Source organism: Paraburkholderia phenoliruptrix, from assembly GCF_019511605.1.
Lineage (GTDB): Bacteria > Pseudomonadota > Gammaproteobacteria > Burkholderiales > Burkholderiaceae > Paraburkholderia > Paraburkholderia phenoliruptrix_A.
Window position 1 is genome coordinate 1 of sequence record NZ_JAEUAV010000048.1, and the last position, 16,531, is coordinate 16,531.

Genomic DNA, 16,531 nt, shown 5'->3' on the forward strand with positions numbered 1-16,531 from the left:
AAGACCGCTACCGAGCAGCGGGGCCAGCAAAGCGCGAGCGAAGAAGGAGACGGACACCACGGGTTGGCTCTTCTGCCATGTCAATACCGCCAGTCCAAATCCTGCTACACCAACGAGTGTGATGATCGCCACGGCGATCCATGCAGACGGAGGCTTGCCGTATTCGAGCTGCTTTGTCTCGCAGAACTTCCAGTCCAAGCTCATCGGATTTTCATTCCGTCCGTTCCGGCAATCACCCGGCTCCCGCATTGCGTGCGGCAACCATCGACCACCCACTTGCGGCCACCTTCGCCATAGCCCTCCCCGTGCTCGATAATCGGGTTATCGCCGTGCTCGGGGCACGAGACGATGTCCTCGATTAACGCGACCTTGCGCCCATCCAGCGTAAACGTGGCGGACGCCGTCTTTACGACGCCCCCGTGGCTCGTCCTGTCGCCCTTACAGACCGGTTTGGTCATTTCTGTTCCGCCTTGGGATCATTGACGGGTTCGTCGCAGGTGTAACGGTCTGCTCCAGAGGGCGTGCTAATACCGGCTAGAAAACCCGGTCGCGACAACGCGCGCAAACTTGCGCCACGGACTCCGTCTGGATATAGCTTATTCAGATCGATCCCTGGAAAGAGCGGGTACTGAACAACGAAGGCATCCTCACCATGTCGATCTTTTTCCACAACATAGACACAATCACGGCCCACGGCCATGGCATACCTGCTGGAACTACATGGCGGCGCTATCATTGACGTCCCCTTACCAAAGGTGCATCGGGATTCGTCGGTTTAATCGAGGCATCGCAGGTGATGTGATCTTGTCCAGAGGGAGTGCGCAGGCCAGAGGGCGCAGAGGCGTTAAAGTCAATGCGCTTTCCTTCCGGCAACGTTTCTCTGCGTTCATAAACAAAGCCAGGAATCATCGGATATCTGGCTGTATCGACTGTATTAAAGTCGGGATCCAACGTCTCAGAAACGTAAACGGAATCGCTAGTTGTGATAACCGTAAACTTCATTGAACCTTTGTACGGGTCTGGACTATGGTCCTTATAGACCATTCCGTTGAATGTCCTCCCTCCGTCAGTCGAGTACGCCATCATCGGATTGCAGCCACGATCGCCGCAAACAGTTCCGGGAGCAGTGGCAGCCGGGAATACGAGGTTCCTGCCTGTTGGGTCCGCGTTGATAAGGCGCCCCTGATAATTCTCTACGAGGCCCCGGCCAAGGTGGCTGCGGATTCCGGCTTCGGTATCGTTGTACCAGGTCTCGCCGTGGTTACAGTCCCGATATTTCTCCAGCGTTACGAAGCGGTGATCGTCAATGCGGTATATCACCTGCGGCGGCGAATCGTAAGGCAATTCCTTCGCCATGAGAAAGTCGGCAAGATTGAACGACCAGGGCTGCGGTGTCGCACAGCCCATAGCGGCCACCGACAGGGCCAGTGCAATGATTTTACGAACCAAACTCTTCGCTCCCTTGGGACTACATAGTGGCGCTGTCATTGGCGGCCTCTCACCAAAGGTGCGTCGGGATTAGTGGGTTTAATGGACGCATCGCAGGTGATGTGATCCTGGCCGGAAGGAGTGCGCAGACCAGAGGGCACCGTTGTGTCGAACTTGATTTCATACCCATCGGGCAATGCGTCCTTGCCTGTGTACGCGTAGCCAGGAACGAGCGGATATGAAACGACATAGGAATCGAACTGCCGCCCCTTTGATACATAAACACGGGCGCTATCCGCTACTACCGTGTAAGCCTTCGTATCTACATATGGATCAAAGCTGTGCTCGAAGTAGACCATTCCGCGGAAGGTCCTTCCACCGTCCGTCGAGTACAGCAAACCGAGATTACAGCCACGCTCACCGTTGCCGCAAAACGCCCCAGGCGGCATCGCTGTTGGAAACGCGAGATTGCGGCCGGTCGGATCAGCATTGATGAGGCGCCCCTGGAAGTCTTCGACGGCACCGCGGCCCAAATAGCTACGGACTGCCGCCTTTGTATCGTTGTAATACGTCTCACCGTGGTAGCAATCCCGGTAGCGCTCCAGCGTCACGAAGCGGTGATCGTCAATGCGATAAATTACCTGCGGCGGGGAGTCGTAAGGCAACTCCTTCGCCATTGTGAAATCTCCCTGATTGAACGACCAGGGCTGCCGCGCTGCACACCCGATAGCGGCGGCGGACACGGCTAGTGTAATGATTCTACGAACCAAACTCTTCGCTCCCTTGGTACTACATAGTTGCGCCGTCATTGGCGGCCTCTCACCAAAGGCGCGTCGGGATTAGTGGGTTTAATGGACGCATCGCAGGTGATGTGATCCTGGCCGGAAGGAGTGCGCAGGCCAGAGGGCACCGTTGTGTCGAACTTGATTTCATACCCATCGGGCAATGCGTCCTTGCCTGTGTACGCGTAGCCAGGAACGAGGGGATATGAAACGACATAGGCCTTAGACTGTCGCGCCTCCGAGACATAAACCCGAGAGCCATCCGCGACTACCGTGTAAGCCTTCGTATCGACATATGGATTAAAGCTGTGCTCGAAGTAGACCATTCCGCGGAAGGTCCTTCCACCGTCCGTCGAGTACAGCAACCCGAGATTACAGCCACGCTCACCGTTGCCGCAAAATGCCCCAGGTGGCATCGCTGTCGGAAACGCGAGATTGCGCCCCGTCGGATCAGCATTGATGAGGCGCCCCTGGAAGTCTTCGACGGCACCGCGGCCCAAATAGCTACGGACTGCGAGCTTCGTATCGTTGTAATACGTCTCACCGTGGTAACAATCCCGGTAGCGCTCCAGCGTCACGAAGCGGTGATCGTCAATGCGGTAGATAACCTGCGGCGGGGAGTCGTAAGGCAACTCCTTCGCCATTGTGAAATCTCCTTGATTGAACGACCAGGGCTGCCGCGCTGCACAGCCGATCGCGGCGGCGGACAGGGCCAGTGCAATGATTTTACGAACCACGGTAGTTGTTCCCGTATTGAATGCGCTTTGCCTCCGCAATACTGGTTTCTTCAGCGACTGTCGCCCAGTCGATCGCTCCAGGCTTCTCCACCTCTTCAAATATCGCGGAGTTGAAGTATTGGTCGTACCCGCTCGTCCAGTCTGCGAGCTTGACAAGATTGAACCAGAAATCATCGTCGTCGAAGGAATCGCAAAAACCTACCGGCAAATCCCAAGCCACGACCCGCTTCATAAATTCTTCGTTCTTGGGAAGCGTGCTGTGGTTGGTTGGCTCCGCGATATACGCGTCAAGCCGGTCCGTCATTTCCTGCTGGTTTTCCTTTCCCCTTTGTCGTCCCGAGTTCGCGTACACGTCATCGACCGCGTTGTATTGTTCTGGTTCGTAGATCGATCTGAAGTAGGGGTATGACGCATCCTTGAATGTTTGTTGCCGAGGATCGTTCGGATCAGGTATTAGCGCGCCCATTGGGCCCGCGACCTTGCGCGATTCCTCGAAATCCTTCATTTCATCCGCCGTCAGGGGACTTGGCACCTTCTCGGCGTTGACCGTGACGGTCTGCCTCGGGTCGGGCACCTTCCAAAGGTCCGTAATGCCAAACAATGTGTGCATTGGTCCGCGATTGCCATTCCAGAAGTCTGTCGGTTTTGCACCAGGCACAAGCTTGCCTGCTGCAATTGGCGGCAGCGTGCCAAACTTGCGCACACCCGGCTCGTCACCAACCGGCGTGCTGCGCGCTAGCATTCGCTGTTTGACAGTATCGCCAAGCTCGCCTAGCAGCTCGTCGCCCAGCCCTTGCCAGCCGATGCTTTGTAGAGGCGTCGTTCCCATTACACGGTCATGGGGTGTGAAGTAGACGTAGAGGCGACCGTGGTTATCGCGCTCAGGAACGCCGTAGTTCAGTTTCAGGTCAGGGCGCCAGAAGTTCATGTCCTCTGAAGCCCCGACATGAAGCTGCCGCATCATTTCTTCCGTGTAGACCTGCTTGTCCTGCTTGATCCGGTTCGCCACCGCCTTGAATGTGTTGACGCGAGCTTCCGCGGTCGGGCGTTCGCTGCCGCAGGAGAGTGCATCCGTTGTCTTGTCGTCCAGCGCAAACGGCGAGTTCATCACGAAAAGGGCGTCCGGTGCGCGCTCCTTGCACAGCAGCGTTGCAGCCATGGAGACCATCGTGCCCTGACTGTGCGACATCAGCGTAATGGTGTCGCGCGGGTTCTTCTTGCGAATCTTGTCTATCAGATTCGCGAGACGCTGCGCCGCATGCGAGTAGTAGATACGGGGTGGTGCGTCTTGCAACTGACGGTCGGCCTCAGTGTTCAGGTGCTCAAGGTCGAAGCCGTAGACGTGGCGTGAGAAGCCCATATGGCTCCACAGTTGCTGGAGATTGTTGGTACCGTTCTGGAATGCACCGCCGCCCCAGTACCACGGACCTCCGTCCGCGCAGCACGCCGGGGCCCACTCGTCGTTACCCTCGATATTGCGTAACGGTATTCTCCATCGCTTCAGGTCCTCATCTCTACTTCGATAGCCCCAGTAGAAGCGAATGACGGGGGAATTTCCAAGCTGCGAAATGCGTCTGGACGTCCTTTTTCTATCATCACTAATGTCCGAATATTTATTGGCTGACAACTCAGCCGAAGCGGTGCGACCAAGGCGCGCGTTAAGTCCTTTGCACAATGCGTCTTCAGCGAAGTCGTACCACTCACCTTCCGAGTTCACCCCATGCACAAAAATAATCACGCCGGGCATGTGCGGCGGGACGCGCGCTTCGGCACGAACCTGATAGTCTGCCGGCGACTGGTACGACTCCCAGAAGGGTTGTCCAAGGTGATCCCGCTGCAGCGGCACCACGTTGGTTGCAACGTCATGCTGCCAAGCTTGTGGTTGCACGTCGGTTAGCGCGTCGGGCTGGTTATTCAGCTCATCCATTCATTGAGGCTCCCATGATTCGCGAAGCATTAGCGTGATACCCTGCGCCACGTCATTTTGCGTCAGCACAGTCTCGCCCTTGTCGGTCGTCCTCCCCTCGACAATGCGACCGTCTGCCATCCGAATCTTGTAGGGTCGATTGGCAAGTGGCCGTCCGGTCACATCGTCACTGAGAATGAACCGCTCGTCGTTTGGCGCAGTGGCCTGCCCAAACTTCGGCATCGGCAGCGAAAGCGACCCGGGCCCCTGCTTGTCGATATCCGGCACCTTGAGGATGAGACTGCCCGCGCCGCCAATCTCGACGCTATCGCCATGAATCTTGATATATGCGGTGCCACCGCCCTGGAGCACGACGCCATTAGCAGCATGGGCCGTGAGCGTTCCGCCTGCGCTGCACAACTCCATGTTCTGCTGCGCGACGCAGTCCAGTCCGTCCGATTGCGCCTGGATCAGCACCTTTCCCCGCGCGGCGATCATGCGGATACCCAGGCGCTGAGCAAACAGCGATACCGCACCCGCCGCCGACACCACCATGTTTTTCAGCGCGCTAACGTTAAAGCCGCCGCTCGTCGCTGTGTTGACGTCCTTACCCGCCGCAATGGACACGCGATCCGGCGTCGCAAGCGCGATTCCCTTTGGAGACGAAAGCAGCATGACCGCTTCACGAAGCCCCGCCACGCTGTTTTTGAGCCACTCGTTTTCTGCCTTCAGGTCGGCAATTTCAGCCTTCGCAACGGCAGCGGCCTGCGCCAGGCCGTCCGCCTGTGCCGCCGTGATCCGCAACTGGTTCAGGGCCGCATCCATGTCAAGCTGTTTGCCTGAGGCGCGCTCCTGAATGTCGCTCGACAGGAACAGGCCACCGCCGGCACGAACCGCCCCGCCTTTGTCGGTCCGCAGCTCGAAGCCCTCCCCCCGGTATTCGAGCCTGCTGTTGACGAGATAACCGAGGTTCAGCTGGCTCTTGCCTGAGTGCTCGGTGCTGAGCTTGATGCCTTCCTGGCCCGCCCAGTCCTCCATGCGCAGCTTGTTGTTGCTCTGGGTACGGATGACGTTGCGCGACAGCCAGCGGCGGTCGCTGGTGACCAGATCGCGCGCCTGGCTGTGATGGTGGAACGCAGTGATTTCAGGCTTGTCGGGATCCCCATCCCGGAAGGAGATGACCGCTTCGTCGCCGTCCAGCGCGACGAAGTGCATACCGGTCTGCAGCTTGCCCGCGAAGGGCTTTGCCAGACGCAGCGGCACGCTCTCGCCGCCCCTGGGCGAACTTCCGAAGTCGGCATCCAGCCGGACCACGTAGTAGCCCGCGGCATTCAGGTAGCCATACGTGTACTTGTCCGGGCTGCATACGCGGGCGCTGAGCGTGCCGGAGATGCGCGCCCATTTCGCCGGTTCGAACTGCAAACGGAAGCGCCGCCCCGCAGGGATGGCCCGGTAGCGGCTCGTGTAGGACCTGTCGCGCGCACCGCTGTGCGTGACTTCGGTGATGACGTGTCCTTTGGGCGCATCGGGAAGGACCAGATCCGTTTCCAGCACGCGCGCGCACTGCAACGCGAGCACATTGCTCTCGCCCTCGTACACCACCTGCCGCGCGATGGCCGCTTCGTGGCGCAGCTGCGCCTGCCACTTCGCCCCCGCCCGGTCGAGATGATGGGTGCCATAGATGTAGGGCTGACCGTAGGTGGTTTCGTCCTGCGGCGCGACGTTGGCCTCGTCCCTCATCCGCTCCCACGCGGCCTCGGGGTTATAGTCCGCGACCGCGAACGACTGCGGCACCGTCTGTGTGTGCGTCTTCAGCGCAGTCACGGCCTCGACGCCGCCTGCCTCGAGCCCCGCCGTCTCCCGGTATGGGGCGATCAGTTGCGGATCGTAGACGTAGTGGTCGATGTCGTCGGCAAACACGATCTGGTCGCCGTACTCCGTCTCGACCATGAAGCAGTAGATACCCGCCTTCTGCATGAGCATGTGCACATAGGAGAAGTCGGTCATCTGGTACTGGAAGCGCCATCGGTGCGCCGGATACCCGCTGCGCAAGCGGAACGACATCTGATGGTCGCGCATGCCGTGGCTACGCAGGATTTCGCGGATGATCTGCGGTGTGCTCAGGTGCTGGAAGGTCTGCGTGTTCGTGACAGCCTGGAGTCGCCCGAAATGCGACTTCAGCACGAGCTCGTACCTGGTGAAGTCATTCGTGGTCTGCACCGTCGAGAAGCGTTCGATATACCCCGAGAACTTGCGCACCGTGCCGGTGTGAGGCCTGATCGTGAACACCGCATCGCGGCTCAGGTAGTCCGCGCGCGGGAGCTGCTGCGAATGGGTGAGCACGATGCGCACTTCATTCGGCTCGCCCATTTTTTCGGTTGCCTCGAACGACACGACCGAGAGCGCGGCGGCGCTGCCGGTGCCCGGCACATCCAGAAAATATGCCTGCTGTCCCGTCATGCTCTGGATTAACGGATCAGACTCTGCCACTCCCCGCCCCCTGAAAAAGACCAGCGACACACATTCCGCTGCGGAACTGCTAATTGACCACTCAATACTAATCAGGTCAACTTAATTAATTTGAGACGGACGATTCTTGACACAGCTTTACAGAAACCGATGTGGCCAGTTTTTAACGGATAAGAATGGACTTGGCCAGGTATCTTCCCGCGGGGAGTTGGCGCTTGCCGGCTCTGCCACCGTCGAAGCGCAGCGGGCGCGCGAAAAACCCGCCGGCGACCGCTTCATTGCATTCATGCCGGACTGCGGCGGGCGTCCGGCGCGGTCACACTCCGGGCGACGTTTCACGCGCCCCCTTTTGAACTGGTAGCGGCGCGCAAGTCAACTGTGATCCCTTCGCCCGGCATGCACACAGCCGGACAGGCCGCAGCCATCATTCAAAATGAGGCCGTGATTCGCAGCGCCAAGTTTATGGAGCGACCCTTCGCCGATGTCATCAAGAGCGTTTGCCCAACTATATTCCCCGCAAAACGCCTCGCGTGTCCCATGTTACGCATGGCAGAAGCTATCCACACAAACTGTTCGCAAATCTGTGGACAACTACCCCGCAATCGCCGCAACCCATTGAAGCGCTGGCCGTTTCCGCAGAGAAGCGGAACTTGGGCAGCGAGCGCGCCCGCCCCTTTGCCTCATACGGCCGTCGGCGGAACCGTCTTCGTCTTCTTCAGGCCGCCGCCTGCAGCATTCCCTCGCCCTGCTCGCCGCCCAGCGCATCGAGCAGATCGCCGAGCATGCCGTCGAGTTCTGCGGTCATCAGCGTGACGTCCGAATCGAAGCGTTCGTCGTCGTTCTGCGCGGTCGGGTCGCCCGCTTCTTTCAGCACGTCGAGCGGGGCAATGCGCTTGATCGTCAGCGAAGGCGTCAGCACGAACGACACGCGGTCCTTCCACGTCATCGCGAGGCGCATGCATTGCTTGCCGGCCTCGATATGGCGGCGCATATCTTCCGCAGCCAACGTATGTCCGACGTAGCGGACCGTCGCGTTGCCTTCCGTTGGCGAGCGCAATTCCGTGTCCTGATCGACGGTGAACCCAGCCGGACCCTCGCCGGAAAGCAGCCACTCGGTCATTGCCGCAACCGGCGACTGCGCAACACGCACCGTGCCGAGCGGCAACTGATCGATCGATTTGACGAGCAACCCGCGTACCTCATCGGCGACCGCTTGCGACGCCGCGTCGATCACGAGCCAGCCATTGCGGCAATCTATCCACACGCGCGTGTCGCGGCGAATGCTGAAAGCGCGTGGCAGCAGTTCGTCGGTGACCTGCTCCTTGAGCTCGCGCATCTGTTTGCGACCGGGCTTGAAGCCCTGCTGTTCCTCGAGTTCGGCCGCACGGGCCTTGGTCACCTGCGTGACGACCGACGCCGGCAGCAGCTTCTTTTCGGCGCGAAACGTGAGCAGCATCTGGCCGTTCAGCGCATACACGAGCGAGTCGTTATCACGCGGCGACGCCCAGCCGTGGCTTTGCATCTCGACACTGCTGCTGGGCGCGAACGCGTGCGGCGCAAGCCATTTTTCCATTTGTTCGGGAGTGACGGACCACGGCGCGGGAAGGCGGTGAAGCTGAAGGTTTTTGAACCACATAGGCGAGGTGTCTGACGGGCAAAGCGCGTCATTCTATATGACGGCGTGCGTCGGGCGAGCGCACTGGCCGATTGGCCAAGGTGTGCCCGGCTTCCGGAAAAACGGCGCAGGCCGCGAGCCGCGCCGCCACCGGGCGTGTTCAAACCGTAGTGGATTTGAGGGACGCGTGAACGAGCGCGCTTCGCGACGAAATCGCCTAGACTTTTTGATATGCGCGATGAAGACGGAGGCGGCTATGGCCGACGCAACCGCAGCCTGGCAAACGGTCGAGTACGAGGGTTTCGAGATTCACGCGGCGCCGATGCCCAAAGATGCGCCACGCGAAGCCGGCATGTCCAACGCGCCGCCTGACACGGCGAGCAACCGCTACACGTATGTCGGCTATGTGTGTCATCCGGGTGCCGATCCGTCGATTCCGGGACACGCTGTCGCCTTCCACGCGGACGGCGAAGAAAGCTTCGCCAGCGAGGACGATGCGCTATACGAGGCCGTGCACGTAGGGCGCAGCATCGTCGACGGGACGCATCCGGACCTGACTGTGCTGCCGCTCGTCACCGGCGGAGTGTGACCCGCATCGCCGCATCGCCGCATCGCCGCATCGCCGCATCGCCGCATCGCCGCATCGCCGCATCGCCGCATCGCAATGATTGAAAGCGATCAGCCGAGCGCCCGCTTGATCCGCGACTTCAGCAGCGCGCGCCGCAAAGCTCCGGTCGGCTCGGGCTCGCTCACCGCCGGCCCACCCACGACAGCCGTCCCGCGCCGCAAGTAGTAGCGGTCGAAGGTGGCTTGCGTCATGCCCCACTTGTTCAGGAACTGGCGGCGGCCGTCGTTCTTGACCACCTTGCCGGTGCTCTTCTGCTGGAAGTGATAAACGAGACTGTCGCCGACGCCGAGGAACACGCGGCAGCCGGCATGCCACAGCTTCATCGAAAAATCGTTGTCGCTGCTCATGCCGGGGCTCAGCTCACTGCTGTAGCCGCCAAGCTTGAACCACCAGTCCCGATGCACGAGCGTGGGCGGCCAGGTCGCGCCGCGCCAGTCGGCACGCACGAGCCGCGGTGTCGCGGCGACCAGTTCGTCGCAGCGCAAGGTCTCGGCGTCGCGGCCGAAGTTCTGCACGACCACACACGGATTGCCCGAATCGACCGGTTCGATCATGGTGCCCGACAGCATGAACAGGTTATCCGCGGGCATTTGCGGCAGGCGTTTGACCAGTGCCTCGTCCCAGCCGGGGCAGCAATACATGTCGTCGTTCATATAGACGATGTAGTCGCGCGTGGCACGCGCCGCCGCAATGTTCACTGCATGACAGATACCAATGTTGTCCGGCGACGCGGTGTGCTCGATTCCCTCGTCTCGCACCCAGGCGAGCGTGCCGTCGGAGCCGTCGTTGACATGCACGATGATCTGGTGCTCGTGTGTCGAATGGCGCCGCAGGCTGTCAATCACGAGGCGCAGGTACGGCAGGTTATTCCACGTTGGGATGATGATCGAGAACATCGGTTATGTCCGTTGTGCGGGCCTCGGGCAGTTGCGACTGCATGCCGGCCATTTGTTTGGCCAGGATTGTACGCCTCACGCGCAATATCGGCAGGCGACTCGCCCCGCCCCCGATTTCCGGGCATTTCCGCCAGCGCGCGGCGGATTCGCGCACGCTCTCGCGCAAGCTTTTTGCAAGGCGGTGCACGGTTATAATCGCAGTCGCCCTACCGTCTTAAAAATACCCAACGATGGATCCGGCCCTTCGCAGTTCCATCCGGAACGGTAGTGTCAATACAAAAAGTCACCCTATGATTTTTGCACCCAGTCTGGCCTGGCTGACCGCCGCCCTGCTGTTTCTCGCGCCCGCGGTCAATCTCGTATGGCGCGGCGGTACCGGTTACTGCTTCTTCGCAATTCTGGCGCTGGCCCTAGGCGCCGCCGTCGCCAACCGCCGCACGCCCGGCTATTTTTCTGGCTTGCGCACTTACCGTTGGTTCACGATCGGCATGCTCGCGTTCGTAGTCGCCATCGGCGTTCAACAGCTGGTGTTGGGCTACTGGCTACCCAGGCAATTCGACGCATTGTCGCGCTTCATGCTGGCGCTGCCGGTGTTTCTCCTGCTGCGGCAATTGCCGTCGCGGCATTTGCGGATGATCGGCTGGGGCTGTGCGGCGGGGGCGCTCGCCGTGGGCGTCTGGGCAATCGTCGATCAGCCGGCCGGCGGCTGGACCGATGCCAATCGTCTGAACAACTCATACACCAACGCGATTCCGTTCGGCGACACCGCGCTGCTGCTCGCCTTCCTGTCGGCCTTCACGCTCGGCTGGGACGGTCCGCGCGACTGGCGTATCGCCGGCGTGCGGCTTCTGGCTCTTGCTGCGGGCGGCTACGCGTCGTATCTGTCGGGCACGCGCGGCGGCTGGCTGGCTGTGCCGGTGTTCGTCGTGCTGCTTGGCATGCAGTATCAGTGGTTCGCGCACAAGAAGCGCCTGCTGGTAGCGAGCGTCGCCATCGTGATTGCGGCCGCTTCGCTGCTTTCGACGGAGCGCATCCAGAAACGCCTGAGCGAAGCCACCACGGACTTCTCGATGCTGCATCAAGGCGAGGACTACACCTCGGTGGGTCTGCGCCTGCAGTTGTGGCACGCGTCGCGAATGATCTTTTCGCACCACCCGGTCTACGGCATCGGCAAAGGTCACCTGATGAGCGAGCTGGGCACCATGGCAAAGCGCGGCGAGGTGAAGAGCGAGATCGTCAACGAGCGCGCGCATAGCGACTTTTTCTCGACGCTCGCCGAGATGGGCGCCGTGGGCGTGGCGTGTCTGCTGCTCTTCTACTATGGAATCTCGGTCTATTTCTGGCGTCACCGCAACTCGACCGACGCTGCCATTCGCGCCGCTTCGTATTCGGGACTGGCGGTCGCAACAAGCACGGTGATCTTCGGACTGACCATCGACGTGCTCGTGCCGATCATGGTGACGGTGCTGCTGGCGCTATTGGTGGCAACGTTTCTCGCGGTGATCGATTCACGCCAACGCGAATTGCTGCAATTGAGCGAATTGAACGAACCGAACGCTGCGAGCGGATCGGACGGTTCTAGAGTACTGAGCTGATTCAAGGTTGCAGCGGAGCCGGCGCGCGCCGGCAACGCGCCCGCTCCCGACGCAAGCGGAGCCGGCCGACTCTTCTCAGCGCGTGAAGAGCTTATACAGCGAGGCGACGTGCGCGTCGACGTCTGGGTTGTAGACGAGGCTCGCGAGCGGGTCCGCGATCCTCGCCTTGCCTTGCTGCACTCGTTCGAGCGCCGTGTGAATCGCTCGCTCGAAGCTGCCCGCCGAACGCCGCGAAAATTCGATCTTCGCGTCGCCCTTCACGGTTTCCGCCGCGCCGACGTTGTCGGCGATCACGAGCGGCGTGCCACACATGACCGACTCCACGCCGACGAGCCCGAACGGCTCATATTCGGATGCGACTGCCGTGAAGTCGCCCGCGGCGAACAGTTTCTCGATCTCGTTGCAGTAGCCGACGTAACGGATCGTCTCGCCGGTTCGCCGCACCGGCCGCCCGGCCACTGCGAGACAAACGGGTAGCGAGGTCTGCAAAAAGAACGCCTCTAGCAGCGGATAACCTTTGCGCTCGTGGCTCGTCGACGAAAACACGAAGATCACGCGGTCTTCCGGCAAATGAAAATGCCGGCGCACCGCGGCCCGCGCCTCTTCCGTGAGCGGCCGGAAGCGTTGCGTATCCACCGGTGGATAAATCACTTCTATCCGTTCGGCGGGTACGCCGTAGAACCGCTGCAACTCGCGGCTCATCAGCTGCGAATGCGCGACCACCGCGCGCGCGTTCGTATAGACGCGCCGCTCGAGTTCGAACTGCAACTGGTCGCTGCGGCGCACCGCACGGCCCGACGCTTCGAGCGAACCGGGATGGGTGCCGCCGCACGCCACGACGTCCGCCTGCGTCGAATGGTTGATCGAAAACACACAGTCCGGGCGGCGCCGCTTCAGGCGCTGCTTGAGGCGCCAGTCAAAGGCAAGATTGCGCAGTTTGCGCGGCGCCCAGCGCACGTTCAGCCGTTTCGCGTCGACCCATGCCGCCTCGGGAAGCGAGCGGTCGATTTCGCGCGCATAGAGGGTGGGCCGCACGCCCATTCGGTGAAGGCCGGCGATCACGTCGCGCGTGTAGCGCTCGGCGCCGCCGCTGTTTTTCAGCGCCTGCGCGGTTAGCGCGATGTCGGTGAGGGTTGGGCGGGTTGGCTCGGACAAAGCTCGGATCTCGCTGATGTGAGGACGCGCGCCGGCGGCAGATGCGCCGCGCGCAGGTTGTGCGGCAGCGTAATTGTAAACGATGGCCAACGGCGCCCCGGCATCGCGCAACTGCCGCCACCGATTAGAATCGACCCTGACCGCACTTTTACCGACTCTATGACCGATAGCCTGCCGCGCCCCTCACCCGCTGCTGCACAACGCCCTTTGGTGTCGATGCTGCTCGTCACCTACAACCAGCAACAGCAGATCGGCGACGCCATTAAAGGAGCGCTCGCGCAAACTTACGAGCCGCTCGAAATCATCATTTCCGACGACGCCTCGAGCGACGCCACCTTCGCCGCCATTCAGGCAGCCGTGGCCGGTTACGAGGGACCGCATCAGGTGGTGGTGCGCCGCAACGCGGTCAACCAGGGCATCAGCGCACACCTGTCGCAACTGGCGCTGATGGCCCGCGGCGAGTTGCTGTTCGTTGCCGCCGGCGACGACATCTCGGCGCCCAATCGCTGCGAGCGGGTCGTCGACTTCTGGCTTGCCCACGACCGGCGCCCGGACCTGATCGCCACCGATCTCGCCGACATGGACGAAGCGGGCAATGTCCACGAGCGCATGAGTCCCACTGAACTGGACCGCTATCACAGCTTCGACGACTGGCTTAAGGAGCGTCCGTGGCTCGTCGGCGCGGCGCACACGTGGTCGCGGCGGCTCTTCGAGCGCTTCGGGCCGATGTTGCCCGGCACGATGGCCGAGGACCAGATCATGGTGCTGCGCGCGATCCTGTCCGGCGGCGCGCTGAGTCTGCGCGAGCCGCTCGTGCGTTACCGGCGCGGCGGGCTGTCGGGCAAGCGCCGCTATAAATCAGTGGCCGAACTGGTCGGCCGCATGCGGCAAAGCAATCTGTATGGGCTCGGCGAACTCGCGCAATTGCAGCGCGACGCGGAGGTAGCCGGTGTCGGCGAACGCATGCGCATGGCGATGGCGCCCAAGCTCGCGCGCGAGCAATTCATTCGCGCGATGTTCGAGGCGGGCAGCCTCGCTGAGCGCATTGGACTCGTTATGCACAGCGCGGGCGTGAAGCTCGGCCTGCGCATCCGGATGTTCCTGTATGTGAGCTGTCCGGCCGTGTATGCGCCCGGTCTGTGGGTCAAGCGGACATTGCGCAAAAGGCGGGGCTGACGCATTGCCCGAATCGGCATGAGCCTGGGCGACCTGGCGCGCGCGTCTGGTCATGCCCGCCGACCGCGGCGCGGCATTGTGCGTTGTGTAATTGCCCGCAACCGGCCCGCGCAAGCGCCGCGCTGCTTCAGGCGAGCAGCGCGTTAACGCGTGCTCGCTAAGCACTGCGCGGCGCGCGGCGCCGCCTGGTCTGGCTCACGCCGCGTTCTGCTGGAACTGAATCCGGTGCAAATGCGCATAGAGCCCGTTTTGCGCCAGCAGCTCGCGGTGGCTGCCGCTCTCGACGATATGCCCTGCCTCCATCACGAGGATGCGGTTCGCGCGCTCGATGGTGGACAGCCGGTGCGCGATGACGAGGGTCGTGCGGCCCTTCATCAGCGTTTCGAGCGCGGCCTGCACGTGGCGCTCGGACTCGGAGTCCAGCGCGGAGGTGGCTTCGTCGAGAATCAGGATCGGCGCGTCTTTGTAGATGGCGCGCGCAATCGCAAGACGCTGGCGCTGGCCGCCGGAGAGCATCATGCCGTTGTCGCCCACGAGCGTGTCGATGCCGTTGGGCATGGCATCCACCGTGTCCCCCAGGTTGGCCGCGCGTAGTGCCGCCTTGACCCTGTCGCGGTCGGCGGTCTGGCCGTAAGCGACGTTGTTGGCCACCGTGTCGTTAAAGAGCACCACGTCCTGGCTCACCATCGCGATCTGGCTGCGCAGCGCGTGCAGGTCGTATTCGGGAAGCGCGACGCCGTCGACGAGAATCTCGCCGCCGGTCGGATCGAAAAAGCGCGGCAGCAGATTGACCAGAGTGGTCTTGCCGCTGCCCGACGGACCCGCCAGCGCGACCATTTCACCGGGCGCCACCCTGAACGACACCTGGTCTAACGTGTGGCGATTGTGCGTGGCGTTGGTGCTGTACGTGAACGACACGTTGCGGAACTCCACTTCGCCGCGCGCGCGCTCGAGCGGCCTGCCGCCGCCCGCCGGCTCGGCCGGTTCGTCGATCAGGCCGAAGATCAGCTCGGCCGCCGTCATGCCGCGCTGCAGCGGCTGGTTCACGTCCATCAGGTGCTTGAGCGGAGAAATGATCAGCAGCATGGACGTGACGAACGCGACAAAACCGCCCACCGTGGTCTGATCGGACGACGACTGCACCACCGCAATCGTGATCACGACTGCAAGCGCAATCGACGCGAGGAACTGCGTCAATGGTTGAGCCAGACCGCCGGAGACCGTCATGCGCATTGCATAGCCGCGCAAGCGCTTGCTCATTGACGAAAAGCGGTCCATTTCGTACTTCTCGCCGTTATGAACCTTGACCACCTTGTAGCCGCCCACCGTCTCTTCGACGATATAGGACAGCTCGTTGGTCAGCATCTGATGCTCGCGGTTCAGCCGCCGCAGCCGGCGATTGATCTTGCCGACCAGCCAGCCGATGCCCGGCAGCAGCACCGCGACGATCAGCGTCAGGCGCCAGTTCAGATAGAACAGATAGGCGAGCAGGAAGATCACCGTGAGCGAGTCGCGCACCAGCGTGACCATCACGCTCAGCAGCACGTTCAGGATCTGGTTGACCTCGAAGACGATCGCGTTGATCACCGTGCTCGCGGTCTCGCGCTGAAAGAACGCGACGCTCGTGTGAATCATGCGCTCGAACATACGCAGCCGCAGTTCGAGCAGGATCTTGTTGGAGACGTAGGCGAGCAGATAGCCGGACGCGTATTGCGACACACCGCGGATCAGCGCGAGGCCGATCACGGCGACCGGCACGAACCACTTCGCGTTGTCGCTTGCATGGGCGCCGAAACCCTTGTCGAGCAACGGCTTGAGCAGAGCGGGGATCGCCGCGTCCGTGCCCGCGCTTGCGGCCATTGCGAGGATGGCGCCCACGATCACCCACATGAGCGGCTTGATGAACGGCCACAAGCGCCGGAAAACGACGGCGGGCGACGACCCCTCTCCTGCACCGATGGGTTTGCTTAACGTTGGCTTCGCGCTCAAGGAATCCTCTGGGAATGCGGTACGAGCTTCGCGGCGGCGGCGGCCGGCCGCCCGGGCGCGAAGATCGAAAAGAAGCATTGTAAACGCTTGAGGTTGACGGACGGCTGACGTTTTGGCCGGGGTGCGGAGGCCGGGCGAATGGGTGGGAGTGGGCG

At 61.7% G+C, this 16,531-nt stretch carries 13 protein-coding genes and 1 pseudogene; 3 read left to right on the plus strand and 11 right to left on the minus strand.

What is annotated here, in order from left to right; translation table 11 throughout:
• From JNB89_RS30325 to JNB89_RS30360, 8 genes and pseudogenes are all read right to left on the minus strand, one after another.
• Positions 1-204 (minus strand): annotated as a pseudogene (locus JNB89_RS30325) (hypothetical protein); the annotation flags it as partial.
• A complete protein-coding gene (locus JNB89_RS30330; RefSeq protein WP_220363992.1) occupies positions 201-458 on the minus strand; it encodes a PAAR domain-containing protein in 258 nt (85 codons plus the stop codon). The gene JNB89_RS30330 and the pseudogene JNB89_RS30325, both read right to left, overlap by 4 nt.
• Before the next feature lie 274 nt (positions 459-732).
• Entirely contained in the window at positions 733-1,449 is a 717-nt protein-coding gene (locus tag JNB89_RS30335; protein WP_223216900.1) for a T6SS immunity protein Tli3 family protein, read from the minus strand.
• Between the two features lie 35 nt (positions 1,450-1,484).
• Entirely contained in the window at positions 1,485-2,105 is a 621-nt protein-coding gene (locus JNB89_RS30340) for a T6SS immunity protein Tli3 family protein (protein ID WP_223216901.1), read from the minus strand.
• Between the two features lie 128 nt (positions 2,106-2,233).
• Entirely contained in the window at positions 2,234-2,947 is a 714-nt protein-coding gene (locus tag JNB89_RS30345) for a T6SS immunity protein Tli3 family protein (RefSeq protein WP_346656240.1), read from the minus strand.
• Positions 2,937-4,874, minus strand: coding sequence for a T6SS effector phospholipase Tle3 domain-containing protein (locus JNB89_RS30350; protein WP_220364669.1), 1,938 nt, complete (start codon positions 4,872-4,874; stop codon positions 2,937-2,939). The genes JNB89_RS30345 and JNB89_RS30350 overlap by 11 nt, the downstream gene beginning before the upstream one ends.
• Entirely contained in the window at positions 4,875-7,313 is a 2,439-nt protein-coding gene (locus JNB89_RS30355) for a type VI secretion system Vgr family protein (RefSeq protein ID WP_220364678.1), read from the minus strand. It lies immediately after the preceding gene.
• 724 nt (positions 7,314-8,037) lie between these two features.
• Positions 8,038-8,958 carry a recombination-associated protein RdgC gene (locus JNB89_RS30360; RefSeq protein WP_220364670.1) on the minus strand — a complete coding sequence of 307 codons (921 nt, stop codon included), beginning with the start codon at positions 8,956-8,958 and terminating at the stop codon, positions 8,038-8,040.
• 235 nt (positions 8,959-9,193) lie between these two features.
• On the opposite strand from JNB89_RS30360, the gene JNB89_RS30365 reads away from it, so the two are divergent.
• Positions 9,194-9,526: a hypothetical protein gene (locus JNB89_RS30365; RefSeq protein ID WP_013338646.1), complete on the plus strand. Its 333-nt coding sequence runs from the start codon at positions 9,194-9,196 to the stop codon at positions 9,524-9,526.
• 89 nt (positions 9,527-9,615) lie between these two features.
• Here JNB89_RS30365 and JNB89_RS30370 read toward each other — a convergent pair whose 3' ends face one another.
• Positions 9,616-10,461 carry a glycosyltransferase family 2 protein gene (locus JNB89_RS30370; protein WP_220364671.1) on the minus strand — a complete coding sequence of 282 codons (846 nt, stop codon included), beginning with the start codon at positions 10,459-10,461 and terminating at the stop codon, positions 9,616-9,618.
• 290 nt (positions 10,462-10,751) lie between these two features.
• On the opposite strand from JNB89_RS30370, the gene JNB89_RS30375 reads away from it, so the two are divergent.
• Entirely contained in the window at positions 10,752-12,056 is a 1,305-nt protein-coding gene (locus tag JNB89_RS30375) for an O-antigen ligase family protein (protein WP_220364672.1), read from the plus strand.
• Positions 12,057-12,131: 75 nt separating this feature from the next.
• Here the strand turns inward: JNB89_RS30375 and JNB89_RS30380 are convergent, their stop codons facing one another.
• Positions 12,132-13,211: a glycosyltransferase family 4 protein gene (locus JNB89_RS30380; protein ID WP_220364673.1), complete on the minus strand. Its 1,080-nt coding sequence runs from the start codon at positions 13,209-13,211 to the stop codon at positions 12,132-12,134.
• A 159-nt stretch (positions 13,212-13,370) separates the two neighbouring features.
• On the opposite strand from JNB89_RS30380, the gene JNB89_RS30385 reads away from it, so the two are divergent.
• Positions 13,371-14,387 carry a glycosyltransferase gene (locus JNB89_RS30385; RefSeq protein ID WP_220364674.1) on the plus strand — a complete coding sequence of 339 codons (1,017 nt, stop codon included), beginning with the start codon at positions 13,371-13,373 and terminating at the stop codon, positions 14,385-14,387.
• A gap of 195 nt (positions 14,388-14,582) precedes the next feature.
• Here the strand turns inward: JNB89_RS30385 and msbA are convergent, their stop codons facing one another.
• Positions 14,583-16,376 (minus strand): lipid A export permease/ATP-binding protein MsbA, encoded by a 1,794-nt coding sequence (gene msbA, locus JNB89_RS30390; RefSeq protein WP_220364675.1) that lies wholly within the window; start codon positions 16,374-16,376, stop codon positions 14,583-14,585.
• Positions 16,377-16,531: the final 155 nt, after the last annotated feature.

Bases quoted from the DNA above. Each gene is read 5' to 3' on its own strand.
- JNB89_RS30330 (WP_220363992.1), bottom strand. From the start codon at position 458: ATGACCAAACCGGTCTGTAAGGGCGACAGGACGAGCCACGGGGGCGTC.
- JNB89_RS30340 (WP_223216901.1), bottom strand. From the start codon at position 2,105: ATGGCGAAGGAGTTGCCTTACGACTCCCCGCCGCAGGTAATTTATCGC.
- JNB89_RS30350 (WP_220364669.1), bottom strand. From the start codon at position 4,874: ATGGATGAGCTGAATAACCAGCCCGACGCGCTAACCGACGTGCAACCA.
- JNB89_RS30355 (WP_220364678.1), bottom strand. From the start codon at position 7,313: ATGACGGGACAGCAGGCATATTTTCTGGATGTGCCGGGCACCGGCAGC.
- JNB89_RS30360 (WP_220364670.1), bottom strand. From the start codon at position 8,958: ATGTGGTTCAAAAACCTTCAGCTTCACCGCCTTCCCGCGCCGTGGTCC.
- JNB89_RS30365 (WP_013338646.1), top strand. From the start codon at position 9,194: ATGGCCGACGCAACCGCAGCCTGGCAAACGGTCGAGTACGAGGGTTTC.
- JNB89_RS30370 (WP_220364671.1), bottom strand. From the start codon at position 10,461: ATGTTCTCGATCATCATCCCAACGTGGAATAACCTGCCGTACCTGCGC.
- JNB89_RS30375 (WP_220364672.1), top strand. From the start codon at position 10,752: ATGATTTTTGCACCCAGTCTGGCCTGGCTGACCGCCGCCCTGCTGTTT.
- JNB89_RS30385 (WP_220364674.1), top strand. From the start codon at position 13,371: ATGACCGATAGCCTGCCGCGCCCCTCACCCGCTGCTGCACAACGCCCT.